The organism is Komagataeibacter oboediens, from assembly GCF_003207815.1.
GTDB lineage: Bacteria > Pseudomonadota > Alphaproteobacteria > Acetobacterales > Acetobacteraceae > Komagataeibacter > Komagataeibacter oboediens.
In genome coordinates, this window is the sequence record NZ_NKTX01000010.1 from 1 (window position 1) to 13,315 (window position 13,315).

Here is a 13,315-nt window from a genome sequence, read left to right on the forward strand (position 1 = left end):
ATCGTCGGCGGCCTCGCCGTCAGCCAGCTGCTGACACTGTTCACTACGCCAGTCATCTACCTCCTCATGGATGGAATCAGCCAGAAGCTCGCGCGGCGGTTCCGCAGTGTGGATAATGGCGGCAATGACGGTCTGCCCGGACCGCAGGCTTTAACGTGACCCCCCTGTCCATCTTTGTCCGCAGGCCGGTCGCCACCATCCTGCTGACAGTGGCCCTGATCATCGGGGGGGTGATCGGGTACCTGACGCTGCCGGTGGCGGACATGCCCAATGTCGATTTCCCGGTCATTCAGGTGCAGGCGCAACAGGCCGGTGGCTCGCCAGAGGAAATCGCCAGCTCCGTCGCGGCCCCGCTTGAGCGGCATCTGGGCGCGATCGCGGACCTGACGGAAATGACATCGCAGTCATCGGCCAATCAGGCGCGGATCACGCTGCAGTTCTCGCTTGACCGCGACATCAATGGCGCAGCCCGTGATGTAGAGGCCGCGCTGCAGGCGGCGCATGCGGACCTGCCATCATCCCTGCGGCAGAACCCAAGCTATTCCAAGGCAAACCCAAACGGCGCGCCGGTCATGATCCTTGCGCTGACATCACGCACGCGCACTGCGCCGCAACTGTATGACCTTGCCTCCAACGTGCTGCAGCAGCACCTGTCGCAGATACAGGGCGTGGGCCAGGTTGAGATCGGGGGCAGTTCACTGCCGGCCGTCCGGGTGGAAATGAACCCGCTGGCGCTGTACAAATTCGGTATCGGGTTTGAGGATATCCGCGCGGCCCTTGCATCGGCCAACGCCCATACGCCCAAGGGCTTCATTGACCAGGGCGACCACCGTTTCGTGCTGGCGACCAATGACCAGGCGCATAACGCGCAGGCCTACCGCGACCTGATCGTGGCCTATCACGACAGCCGTCCCGTCCGGCTGGAAGACGTGGCCTATGTCCATGATGGCGTGGAGGACCTGCGCAACGCCGGGTACGTGGATGGCAAGGCCGGGGTGCTGGCCATCATCTTCGCGCAGGCGGGGGCCAACATCATCAACACCAATGACCAGATCCGCGCCAAGCTGCCGATGCTGCGCGAGGCCCTGCCGGCGGATGTGGACCTTGGCAAATTCATGGACCGGTCCACCACCATCCGCGCGGCGCTGGCCGATACGCAGTTCACGCTGGTGCTGTCGGTCTGCCTTGTGGTGCTGGTGGTGCTGCTGTTCCTGCGTTCGCCCCGCATTACCATCATTCCCGCCATTGTGGTGCCGACATCCATCATCACCACCTTTGGCGTCATGCGGCTGCTGGGATATTCGATCGACAATCTTTCGCTGATGGCGCTGACCATTTCCACCGGATTCGTGGTGGATGACGCCATCGTGGTGGTGGAAAACATCAGTCGTCACATGGAAGCGGGCATGGACCGCCTGCAGGCCACCCTGCTGGGCACGCGCGAGGTGGCGTTCACGGTCATGTCCATCACGGTATCGCTGATTGCGGTGTTCCTGCCCATCCTGCTGCTCAGTGGTGTGGCGGGGCGGCTGTTCCATGAATTCGCCATGACGATGTCGATCACCATTGTCGTCTCCATGGGGCTGTCGCTGTCGCTGACCCCCATGATGACGGCCCACCTGCTGCGCCAGCATGAAGTGCCCCGGTCCACCGGTGTGTTCGGGCGCATCGGCATGTGGCTGGAAACCGGCATCAATGCGACCCAGCAGGGATATGCCCGTTCGCTGGAATGGGCGATCACGCACCGCCGGATCACCATCCTGTCCCTGCCCGTGACCATTGCCATCATGGTCGGCCTGTTCATCAAGATGCCCAAGAGCCTGTTTCCCGAATCAGACACCGGCATGCTGATGGGCCACCTGATGGGCGACCAGTCCATTTCGTTCCAGGCCATGCAGAGCAAGATCGCCACCACGCAGCAGGCCGTCCTTGCGGATCGGGATGTAGTTCATGTCATGGGCTTCATGGGGGGGCGCGGCAGTTCCAACCAGGCCAACATGTTCGTGACTCTGAAGGACAAGTCGTTACGCAACGATACGCCCGCACAGACCATTGCCCGCATTACGCGCCGGCTGCGCAACATGACGGGGGCGACCTTCTATATGTCCGCACCCGGGCAGTTGCGCATTGGCGGACGGCAGAGCAATGCGGCCTACCAGTATTCGCTTCACTCCGATTCCTCGAAAGATCTGTACAAATGGACGCCGCTGCTGGTCACCGCGCTGCAGAAACATCCCGAACTGTCCGACATTTCATCGGACGTGCTGCAGGGCGGGTCGGCGCTCGATGTGCAGATCGACCGTGATACCGCAAGCCGCCTGAACATTACGCCACAGCTTGTGTCCAATACGCTGTATGACGCCTATGGGCAGCGTTCGGCCTCGGTCATCTACAATTCCCTCAACCAGTACCGCGTGGTCATGGAAGTCGAGCCGCGTTTCTGGCAGGATCCCACGACACTCAAGCAGGTGTGGGTCAGTGTTGCCGGCGGCACGGCGGGGGGCGGCACGCAGTCCAACACCATCCGGGTCAAGACCGATACGGGCACCACGCAATCGCAGCTGAGCGAACAGTCCTTCCGCAACCAGATCGCCAATACGCTGGCGGGCGGGAACAGCACCTCCACCGGGTCCGCCGTTTCCACCAGTTCGGAATCCATGGTGCCGCTGACGCTGGTTTCCGTGCTGAAACCCACCAAGACGGCGCTGAGCATCAATCATGACGGCCAGTCGGTGTCCACCACGGTTTCGTTCAACCTGAGCAATGGTGTCCCGCTGAGCCAGGCGGTGCAGATCATCAATGAAGAGACCGTGCGCCTGCACATGCCCGCCAATATCCAGGGCAATTTTGCCGGCAACGCGGCGCAGTTCCAGAAATCGGTCAACAATGAACCGCTGCTGATCCTTGCGGCCCTTGCCGCGGTGTACATGACGCTGGGCATCCTGTACGAAAGCTACGTTCATCCCCTGACCATCCTGTCCACCCTGCCTTCGGCCGGGGTCGGGGCGCTGCTGGCGCTGCAGTTTTTTGGTGAGGCATTTTCCCTGATCGCCATGATCGGGGTGATCCTGCTGATCGGCATCGTCAAGAAAAACGCCATCATGCTGGTGGATTTCGCCATCACCGCCGAACGTGACGAAGGCCATACCGCGCTGGAGGCGATCCGTACCGCCTGCCTGCTGCGCTTCCGCCCGATCATGATGACCACCTTTGCCGCCGCCCTGGGCGCGCTGCCCCTGATATTCGGCCACGGCTACGGTTCCGAACTGCGCCGCCCGCTGGGCATTGCGATTGTAGGCGGGCTGATCGTCAGCCAGGCGCTTACCCTTTACACAACACCGGTTGTCTATCTCTATCTCGACCATCTGGGGGTAGCCTGCCGCACGCAATTCAACCGGCTGTATGGACGGCTGTCCCGACGCCATCGTCTTTCCCACCAGCAGGATTCCTGATCCGGATGACACCTTTCCCGCCATCCCCCGCCCGCGCCGCCATCCGTCCATCTTCCACCGCCCGCCGTTCAGCGCGCCTTGCACTGGCGGCCCTGCCGCTTCTGGCGCTGGCGGGATGCATGGTCGGGCCGAAATACCACCGTCCTGCCGCCATCGTTTCCCCCCGTTTCAAGGAACTGCGCCCCGAACCGGGATGGGAAATGGCCAACCCGAAGCTGGCGGAACTGCCCAAGCACGACTGGTGGACCATCTATAACGATCCCGTCCTGAACGGTCTGGAATCGCAGGTTGCGATTTCCAACCAGAACATCAAGGAATACGAAGCCAGTTACCGTAACGCCCGCGCCCTGATCGACAGCGTGCGCGCGCAGCTTTTCCCGACCATAAGCGGCAGCCTGGGCTTTGACCGTGACGGACATGGCGCGGGTTCGCTGTCCTCGTCGGGCAGCAACTATGCAAAGGCGGGTTCGACCTACAACACGTATGACATCGGTCCCAGCGCCAGCTGGGATCTGGACATATGGGGCAAGATCCGGCGGCAGGTGCAGGAACAGGTGACCGCGGCGCAGGCCAGTGCCGCCGACCTGGCCAATGCCACGCTGTCGTATCAGGCACAGCTGGCGACGGCCTATTTCAACATGCGCTACCAGGACAGCCTGACGGACCTGCTGCAGCGTTATGTCAATTTCAACGAACAGGCGCTACGGATCACCCAGAACCAGTTTGACGCCGGCACAGCCGATCCCACCGCCGTCCTTCAGGCGCGCACGACGCTGGAACAGAACCGTGCATCACTGATACAGGCAGGGATCAACCGCGCACAGTACGAACATGCGATTGCCGTGCTGATTGGCAAGCCGCCCGCCGATGTCACCATCGCCCCGGCGCAGCTGTCGCGCACGGTGCCGCCCATTCCGGTCTCGGTGCCGGCCGACCTGTTGCAGCGCCGCCCCGACATTGCCGCGGCCGAGCGCACGATGGAGCAGTACAACGCCATGATTGGCGCGGACATGGCCGCGTTCTATCCGGACATCACCATCAACGCCAGCTATGAACAGAGCGGCGGCGACCCGGTAACCTCTCTCATGTCAGCAATGAACCGCGTCTGGTCACTGGGGGCATCCGCAACCGAAATCCTGTTTGAAGGCGGGTCGCGCACTGCCGCCGTGCATGAAGCCAATGCCCAGTACGACAATGCTGTCGCCACCTACCGCCAGACCGTATTGACGGCATTGCAGAACACGGAAGATCAGCTGTCCAACCTGCGCATCCTGGCCCAGCAGTCCGTGCAGCAGCAGAAGGCACTGGATTTTGCCAACCGCACGGTCGAAGTCTCGCTGAACCAGTACCGGGCTGGAACGGAAATCTATACGACCGTGATCACCAACGAGAACTCGGCCCTGAGCGATGCCGAAACCCTGCTGGGGATCCAGCAGCAGCGCATGGTGGACAGTGTCAGCCTGGTGCAGGCGCTGGGCGGCGGATGGGATGCGTCACGCCTGCCATCGAAAAACTCGTTGCAGAAGGACAACCCCCTGCTGCCGTCCTTCATTCAGAAGGACACCAACAAATAGGTCAGAAAAAAGCCCCTGCACCAATGGTGACAGGGGCTTTTTTATGGGTAGCGGGTTACTGGTTGAAAAGCGATCTGGCCGAGAGCAGCACGATCAGAACCACAATCACAAATGCCAGAATGGCAACAAAGAACAGTATTTTTGCCATTCCTGCCGAAACGGCGGAAATGCCACTGAAGCCAAACAGCCCGGCGACCAGTGATACAATCAAAAAAAACAGCGCCAGTTTCAGCATGGCATTTTTCCCTGCAAATCAGTCATGCTGCCCCAACGCGGCAGCACCATATATGTTGCCTTCAGCCCCGGCGCCGCAGGAAGACGCTTGCCAGAAAACCCAGCACGGACGCCCCCACCAGCGCAAACAGCGGGCGATCCGCCGTCACGTCACGCACGGTATCCAGAATTTCGCCCATGCCCCGCTGGGCTACGCCGCTTGCGCCCTGCAGGCGCGCGGATAGCGGGGTGCCGGCATCCCCGACAAAGCCATCCAGACCATCCTGAAGCCGGCCAATACCTTCTTCCAGATGCGCTTCAAAATTGGGGGGATTTGTCATGTTCCGTATTCCCTTGCTTGCCATAGGGGAGACGCGAAAGCCCGTCCCCCACTGCCCTATGCCTTCATGCCTGCAGGCAACAGACCCGTTGGTGCAGACTTATCATATCTCCGATGCCTGCCAATAGGCCGCATCCGCGCCCGGATCATCCTCACCCGCAATCAGCCGGCGCATGCGCTCGGCCATGGCACGCATTGCCGGGGCGGTATGATCGCGTGGGCGTGGCCCAACGGTGAAATCACCCCGCAGCCCGGCGGGATGCCCCTCCAGAATGATGATCCGGTCTGCAAGGATCAGGGCTTCGTCCAGATCATGGGTCACGAACAGTACGGTCCCCTGCCGCCGAGCATGGATCCGCAGCAGTTCGTCCTGCAGGGCACTGCGCGTAATGGCGTCCAGCGCGCCGAATGGTTCGTCCATCAGCAGCAGGTCCGGTTCGACCGTCAGTGCGCGCGCGACCCCCACGCGCTGGCGCTGTCCACCCGAAAGCTGGCGTGGCCACCGCTCCGCCATGTCCGCAAGCCCGACGAGATCCAGCGCCGCCATGGCCCGTTCCCGCCGCTGCAGCCGTGTCAGGCCCAGCCCCTCCAGCCCCAGTTCCACATTCCGCCGCACACTGCGCCACGGCATGAGCTTGGCATCCTGAAACACCATTGCCGCCGGACGATGGGCCGCCGTCGGGGACGGATGGAGGCTGACCGTGCCCTCGCTGGGGCGTATCAGCCCCATGATGACGCGCAGCAACGTGGATTTGCCAACACCCGATGGCCCCAGCACCGCGACGAATTCACCCCGCCTGATGTCCAGATTCACATGCCGGAGGATGAAGCTGCGCCCATGGTCATGTGACAGGCCGATATTTTCCAGCCTGACCACCACATCACCCGGGACCGCGGCTGTCGTGATATTATCCATAACCACCGCGTTCACCCCTGCCACCCCAGCAGCCGCCTGCGCACCGCCATGAAAACCGTGTCAGTCAGGGCATAGAGCAGCGCCATGGTCAGCATGTAGACCACCACAAGGTCGGTCGCCAGCAGGCTGGACGCCTGCATCATCCGCGCGCCAATTCCCGGCACGCCAAACAGTTCGGCCGCGACAACCGACATCCATGCCTGCCCCAGCCCCGTGCGCAGCCCTGCCAGCACACCGGGGGCCGAGGCCGGAATGACAACCGTGCGCAGCCGCGCCCAGAACCCGCCATGACCAAAGGAGGCGGCGACTTCATACAGGTCCGGGTCGATGGCCTGCACGGCCCCGTACGCAGCGTAGAAATTGATCCAGAAAACCGAAATGGCGATCACGAAGGTGGCCCCGGCGGTATCCAGCCCGAACCACAGGATGGCGAATGGCACCCATGCCAGACCCGGTATGGGCCGCAATACCCGCACGACACCGGACAGCAGTCCGTCCAGCAGGAACACTGTCCCGCATAACAGGCCGATGAGCGTGCCCAGCACCGAACCGACGACCAGCCCCATCAGGTAATGGGTCAGGCTATCGCGAATGGCCTGAACCCATGCGCCGCTACGCACTTCCCCCAGCCATGCCGGGCCAAGGCTGCTCGGCGCGGGCACCAGCCCGGATGGCACCCAGCCCAGCCGGATTACCGCTTCCCATCCCCCAAACAGCACGACAAGGCCCACCGCGCCCAGAAGCGGGCGCATCCAGACGGAACGGGTCAGCGTCATTGCGCAATCTGCCGGTAACTCTCGAGATCGAACAGCGAGGCCACGGGTTCCGCCTTGTGCAGCAGGCCACTCTGCACCTCAAAATCCTGCAGCTTGCCGACCGCATCCACGATGCTGGCGGGATCGGATACGTAATTGGAGGCTGAAACCTTCAGCGCCTCGATGATGATGTCTCTGGGCAGCATGCCACCGCCCAGCGCCTGCTGCACATAGGGTTCCGCCTGTTCCGGATCCGTGGCCAGCAGGTGCGTCGCCTTGACGAAGCTGGTCAGGAACGCGGTCTTCCACGCTGCACGGTCTGGCGCATCCTCGTTGACGATTGCCAGCACGGAACCCGGCTGGCCCGGCATGAGGTCATGCCCCGACGCCAGCACCCGCATGCCGGGCATACGATGGCGGATAATGGTCAGCGCCGGTTCACGCAGGATGGCGCCATCCACCGCACCTGCCAGGAACGCCTGCTGGGCGGCATCGATATCAATGCCGACAATATCCGCCACATCGGCAGGTTCCAGCCCGTTCCGGGCCTTGAGCCAGTAGCGCAGCAACGTATCGGGCACGGACCCGAGCGGCTGGGCCGCGATCTTGGGCTTATGGCCTGCCTTCGTGGCGAAATCCGCAAAAAGCTGACGCAGCGCATCGGGTGTCAGGGCAACGGGCTGTTCCGGCAGGTCGGCGGCCAGCGCCCCGCGGGAGACTACTTCCAGTTCCTCCGTTGCCGCACTCGCGACAACCTTCACATCCACACCATGCGCCCGGGCCTGCAGCAGGGGCAGCACGCCCGCCACATAGGCATCAATCTTGCCCGATACCAGTGCCTGAATGGCCTGTGGGCCGGACTGGAAGCGGACCAATTGCATGTCGATCCCTGCATCCCGCGCCCAGTTCTTGCCCTGCATGACAAACAGCGGCGCCGAACCAATGACCGGAATATACCCCACGCGCACCGTTGCCGCGTGAACACTGCCGCACAGACCGATCATGGCGGTCACGGCATAAAGTCCACGGCGTATGGCACGCCCCAAAACTGATCCTGTCATGGCTGAAGCCCTGTCTGCTGCGCAGGCCCGATCCTGCGTATCAATGTGATATCGAAATATACATAATCGCGATTGAATATCTATATAACGATGAAAAAATGTTGGATTCCATGGCGACATAAAAAAACCCGGCCAGAGGCCGGGCTTTTTCACGCAGGAACCGAAGTTCCTCAGGCTGCCAGGTGATCTTCCTGGTTGGCTTCGGGGCGCGGACCACTGTCCTTGCCCTTTGCCGACACATCGCGATCAACCAGTTCGATCACAGCCATATCGGCCGCATCACCGTGGCGCATGCCGGCACGCAGCACGCGGGTGTAGCCACCCTGACGCGCCTTGTAACGGTCAGCCACCGTGTCGAACAGCTTGGACACGATCTTGTCGTCACGCAGCTGGGCGAAAGCCTGACGGCGGGCGTGCAGGTTGCCACGCTTGCCAAGGGTGATCAGCTTTTCCACAACCGGGCGCAGCTCTTTCGCCTTGGGCAGCGTGGTGGTGATCTGTTCGTGCTTGATCAGGGCGACAGCCATGTTGCGAAACATGGCCAGTCGATGGGACGAGGTAACGCCGAGCTTACGGCCGGCAACACCGTGACGCATGATGTAATTTCCTGTTTTATCCGGTTCGGAGGATCAGAACGGCTCGTCGAGCCTCTTCGCCAGATCTTCGATATTTTCCGGCGGCCAGGCCGGGACATTCATACCCAGTGAAAGCCCCATGGCGGTCAGGACTTCCTTGATCTCGTTGAGCGACTTGCGGCCGAAATTCGGGGTGCGCAGCATCTCCTGCTCGGTCTTCTGAACCAGATCACCGATATAGACGATGTTGTCGTTCTTCAGGCAGTTCGCGCTACGGACCGACAGTTCCAGTTCGTCAACCTTGCGCAGCAGGTTACGGTTGAACGGCAGGTCATCCTGCGGCTCTTCCGTACGCACGGTGCGCGGTTCATCGAAGTTGATGAACAGCTGAAGCTGGTCCTGAAGGATACGCGCGGCAAGCGCCACGGCATCTTCCGGCGTTACGGCGCCATTTGTCTCGACCGTCAGCAGCAGGCGGTCGTAATCGGTGACCTGACCCACGCGGGTCTGCTCCACCTTGTAGGACACGCGCCGCACGGGCGAGTAGATGGCATCAACCGGGATCAGGCCAATCGGCGCGTCTTCCGGGCGGTTTGCCGCCGCGGGGACATAGCCCTTGCCCATGTTCACGGTGAATTCCATCCCGAACTTCACCCCTTCGTCCAGGGTGCAGATTACCAGATCGGGGTTCATGACTTCGATATCATGACCGGTCTGGATCTGTCCGGCACGCACTTCGCCCGGCCCCGTGGCCGTCAGCACCATGCGCTTGGGTCCCTCACCATGCATCCGCAGTGCGAGCTGCTTGATGTTGAGGACGATGTCGGTCACGTCTTCACGAACACCCGCCACCGACGAGAATTCATGCAGCACGCCGTCAATCTGGATTGCCGTAACCGTAGCCCCCTGCAGGGACGACAGCAGAACCCGACGGATCGCATTGCCCAGCGTCATGCCGAAACCGCGTTCCAGCGGTTCGGCCACGACGGTCGCAATACGTGAAGGTTCCGCCCCCGGTTCGACTTCCAGCTTTTCCGGCTTGATCAGGGATTGCCAGTTTTTCTGGAGGACCAAGGTAATGGCCTTTCAAGACTGATCTGCCACCAGGTCCGGTAACAGATGGTACCCCGCATGGGGGCACCGGAATGACAATCTTCCCCCGCATGCGGGGGAATACGACTAAGCAGAATGCGGTTCAGACGCGACGACGCTTGCGCGGACGGCAGCCGTTGTGCGGAACCGGCGTCATGTCACGGATGGCCGTGATCGAGAAACCGACTGCCTGCAGGGCACGCAGTGCGCTTTCACGCCCCGACCCCGGACCGGAAACCTCGATTTCCAGCGTTTCCATGCCGTGTTCACGCGCCTTGCGGCCCGCGTCTTCGGCAGCAACCTGCGCCGCATACGGCGTGGACTTGCGCGATCCCTTGAAGCCCTGGGCACCTGCGGACGACCAGGCAATTGCATTGCCCTGTGCATCCGAAATGGTGATCATGGTGTTGTTGAAGGTGGACAGCACATGCGCCACACCGGAAATGATGTTTTTCCGCTCTTTCTTGCGAATACGCGGAGCCGCAGCTTTCGCCATAGTTTTCTCGATCCTGTCAGTTCAAACGGCGCATGGGGCGGGCGGCCACCATGCTTACATACCGGGCAATCCGCTGATTAGCGGGTTGCCTTCTTCTTGCCCGCAATAGCCACGGCCTTACCCTTGCGGGTACGGGCGTTGGTATGAGTCCGCTGACCATGGACAGGCAGCCCACGCCGGTGACGCAGACCACGGTAGCAGCCAAGATCCATCAGACGCTTGATGTTCATCGCCACTTCGCGGCGCAGATCACCTTCCACGCGATACTTGCTGTCGATCAGTTCACGGATCTTGCCGATCTCGTCATCAGACAGCTCGTTCACGCGCCGCTCAGCCGGGATTGCCAGCTGGTCGCAGATCGCCTGGGCCTTGGTAGCCCCGATACCATAGATATAACGCAGGCCAATGGTGACCCGTTTGTTGGTTGGGATGTTCACGCCGGCAATACGTGCCACGCCACTTACTCCTCGTCCGCCCTGCTTCAGGGCACTAACTATCAGGCAGGGCTGCTTCACACCACCTGCCCGATTGGCAGGAGCGCCGTGAACATACCGGTTTCGAAACCGGCCAACCCCATCATCATTCATTCCGGCCATACGAGCCGTGCCATCATGGCCGACTCATACGACGCTCATACCTTGAGGGCGCGCAATATACTGCTGCCCCCATGCGAGTCAATTATTTTGCATCACTTCTTCGTGATACGATCGATAACAGCGAAGACTTCCTTGGTCACTGCATCGATGTCCGCCATCCCGTCAACACGGTACAGCCGCTTCTTTTCCTCGTAATACGGCAGGATCGGTGCGGTCTGTTCACGGTAGGCCTTCAGGCGCGCGGCCACGGTGTCCCGCCGGTCATCTTCCCGGCGAATGAACTCATGTCCGCCACAGACATCACATGTGCCTGCCACCTTCGGCTTCTTGAACAGATCGTTATATCCCGCGCCACACCTGGCGCAGGTGTAACGCCCCGCAATACGGTCCGCCAGGGCGTTCTCATCAACATCCAGCAGCAACACGGCGTCGATATGCTGGCCACTGCGCGTCAGCATCTGGTCCAGCGCCTCTGCCTGTGCCCGCGTGCGCGGGAAGCCATCCAGGATGAACCCCTTCGCACAGTCAGGCTGGCGGATGCGGTTTTCGATCATGGCAATGATCAGGTCATCCGGCACAAGCCTGCCTTCTGCCATGATGGTCTTGACCTTCTGCCCCAGCGGGCTTCCGGCCGCGACTTCCGCACGCAGCATGTCACCCGTCGAGATCTGGGCGATTCCATACCGTTCTTCCAGCCGCTTTGACTGAGTGCCCTTACCGGCACCCGGCGGACCAAGAAAGATAATATTCACCGCATTCTGCCCTTTCTGCCCCGTCCCCGGCGCATAAGTCCCTGATACTGGTGCGCAACCAGATGCGACTGCACCTGCGTCACCGTATCGATCGTCACCGTCACGATAATGATCAGACTCGTGCCGCCAAAATAGAAAGGCACGTTGTAATGGCTGATCAGGATCTGCGGCAACAGGCAGACCGCGACAAGATAGAGCGCGCCAATGGTCGTGATGCGCGTCAGGATCCGGTCAAAGAAGGCTGCGGTATTCGCACCAGGACGGATACCCGGCACAAAGCCACCCTGCTTGCGCAGGTTCTCCGCCGTTTCCTGAGGGTTGAAGGTAACCGCCGCATAGAAATAGGAGAAGAAGACAATCATCGCGGCATAGAACAGCATGTATAACGGCTGTCCCTGCCCCAGTTCCTGTCCCAGGAAGGAGAGCCAGCCCGGCATGGAACTATTGTTTACGAATCCGGCAATCGTAACGGGAATCAGCAGTACGGATGACGCGAAAATGGGCGGAATCGACCCCGCCGTATTTACCTTCAGCGGCATGTGGGTCGAATCGCCCCCGAACATGCGCTGTCCGACCTGTCGCTTCGGGTACTGGATCACCACACGCCGCTGCGCCAGTTCCATGAACACGATGAAGGCGATCGTCACGGCTGCCAGCACCAGGAAGACCAGCACAAAGAACGGCGAAAGCGCGCCCGTGTAGCCAAGCTGGAACAGGCTGGCCAGTGCATTGGGCAGGTTCGCCACGATACCGGCAAAGATGATCAGCGAGATACCGTTCCCGACCCCCCGCGACGTGATCTGCTCACCCAGCCACATCAGGAACATGGTCCCACCCACAAGGGTCAGCACACACGACACGATGAAGAACAGACCGGGAGAGACGACCGCAGATCCGGCCTCGGTATGCATGTTCTCCAGCCCGATGGCGATCCCATAAGCCTGGAACAGCGCGATCACCACCGTCAGGTACCGGGTATATTCGTTCAGCTTGCGCCGTCCGCCTTCCCCTTCCTTCTTGAGGGCCTCAAGGGAAGGGATCGCTGCCGACATGAGCTGTACGATGATCGAGGCACTGATATAGGGCATGATGTTCAGTGCAAACACGGTCATACGCCCCAGCGCACCACCGGTAAACATATCGAACATGCCCAGAATCCCGCCCTGATGCCGGGCCAGAAGCTGCCCCATCACCGTCGCATCGACGCCAGGAACGGGGATATAGGTGCCAATCCGATATACGATCAACGCACCCAGCGTGAACCAGATACGCTTTTTCAGCTCCGTTGCATTGGCAAAGGAATTGAAATTCAGATTGGCAGCCAACTGTTCGGCCGCGGAGGCCATGCGCCCATCCTTTCACAAGAACAGCGCCACCGCTGGAAGCGGGACGCTGTCATGATAAAAAAAACCGCAAAAAGTAATAAAGCGATGCGCCCGCCGAGTGCAAGCAGCATCGCTTTTATTATGCTCCGGGTACAGAACGTGCCTGCT

The 13,315-nt window shown here is 61.1% G+C and carries 13 protein-coding genes; 2 read left to right on the forward strand and 11 right to left on the reverse strand.

Annotated features, from left to right (window positions below):
* Nucleotides 1-155 precede the first annotated feature (155 nt).
* Both CFR80_RS06755 and CFR80_RS06760 read left to right on the forward strand, forming a co-directional pair.
* A complete protein-coding gene (locus CFR80_RS06755; RefSeq protein WP_010513059.1) occupies nt 156-3,452 on the forward strand; it encodes an efflux RND transporter permease subunit in 3,297 nt (1,098 codons plus the stop codon).
* A gap of 5 nt (nt 3,453-3,457) precedes the next feature.
* On the forward strand, nt 3,458-5,026 hold the full coding sequence (locus CFR80_RS06760) for an efflux transporter outer membrane subunit (protein WP_010513060.1): 1,569 nt from the start codon (nt 3,458-3,460) through the stop codon (nt 5,024-5,026).
* A gap of 55 nt (nt 5,027-5,081) precedes the next feature.
* Here the strand turns inward: CFR80_RS06760 and CFR80_RS06765 are convergent, their stop codons facing one another.
* From CFR80_RS06765 to secY, 11 genes are all read right to left on the reverse strand, one after another.
* Nucleotides 5,082-5,261, reverse strand: a complete 180-nt coding sequence (locus CFR80_RS06765) for a DUF1328 domain-containing protein (protein ID WP_010513061.1) — start codon at nt 5,259-5,261, stop codon at nt 5,082-5,084.
* A 61-nt stretch (nt 5,262-5,322) separates the two neighbouring features.
* Complete coding sequence (locus CFR80_RS06770; RefSeq protein ID WP_010513062.1) at nt 5,323-5,580, reverse strand: hypothetical protein; 258 nt, start codon at nt 5,578-5,580, stop codon at nt 5,323-5,325.
* A gap of 102 nt (nt 5,581-5,682) precedes the next feature.
* Nucleotides 5,683-6,495, reverse strand: coding sequence for an ABC transporter ATP-binding protein (locus CFR80_RS06775; RefSeq protein ID WP_010513063.1), 813 nt, complete (start codon nt 6,493-6,495; stop codon nt 5,683-5,685).
* Between the two features lie 11 nt (nt 6,496-6,506).
* Nucleotides 6,507-7,271, reverse strand: a complete 765-nt coding sequence (locus CFR80_RS06780) for an ABC transporter permease (protein ID WP_010513064.1) — start codon at nt 7,269-7,271, stop codon at nt 6,507-6,509.
* Nucleotides 7,268-8,311: an ABC transporter substrate-binding protein gene (locus tag CFR80_RS06785; RefSeq protein WP_029329233.1), complete on the reverse strand. Its 1,044-nt coding sequence runs from the start codon at nt 8,309-8,311 to the stop codon at nt 7,268-7,270. The genes CFR80_RS06780 and CFR80_RS06785 overlap by 4 nt, the downstream gene beginning before the upstream one ends.
* A 170-nt stretch (nt 8,312-8,481) precedes the next feature.
* A complete protein-coding gene (gene rplQ / locus CFR80_RS06790) occupies nt 8,482-8,907 on the reverse strand; it encodes a 50S ribosomal protein L17 (protein ID WP_010513067.1) in 426 nt (141 codons plus the stop codon).
* A 33-nt stretch (nt 8,908-8,940) separates the two neighbouring features.
* Nucleotides 8,941-9,960, reverse strand: coding sequence for a DNA-directed RNA polymerase subunit alpha (locus tag CFR80_RS06795; RefSeq protein WP_010513068.1), 1,020 nt, complete (start codon nt 9,958-9,960; stop codon nt 8,941-8,943).
* 121 nt (nt 9,961-10,081) lie between these two features.
* Nucleotides 10,082-10,474 carry a 30S ribosomal protein S11 gene (gene rpsK, locus CFR80_RS06800; RefSeq protein WP_003621069.1) on the reverse strand — a complete coding sequence of 131 codons (393 nt, stop codon included), beginning with the start codon at nt 10,472-10,474 and terminating at the stop codon, nt 10,082-10,084.
* 77 nt (nt 10,475-10,551) lie between these two features.
* Nucleotides 10,552-10,929: a 30S ribosomal protein S13 gene (gene rpsM, locus CFR80_RS06805; protein ID WP_010513069.1), complete on the reverse strand. Its 378-nt coding sequence runs from the start codon at nt 10,927-10,929 to the stop codon at nt 10,552-10,554.
* Nucleotides 10,930-11,162: 233 nt separating this feature from the next.
* Nucleotides 11,163-11,822, reverse strand: a complete 660-nt coding sequence (locus CFR80_RS06810; RefSeq protein ID WP_010513070.1) for an adenylate kinase — start codon at nt 11,820-11,822, stop codon at nt 11,163-11,165.
* Nucleotides 11,819-13,168: a preprotein translocase subunit SecY gene (secY, locus tag CFR80_RS06815; protein WP_039732875.1), complete on the reverse strand. Its 1,350-nt coding sequence runs from the start codon at nt 13,166-13,168 to the stop codon at nt 11,819-11,821. Before secY ends, CFR80_RS06810 begins: the two co-directional genes overlap by 4 nt.
* Between the last annotated feature and the right edge of the window lie 147 nt (nt 13,169-13,315).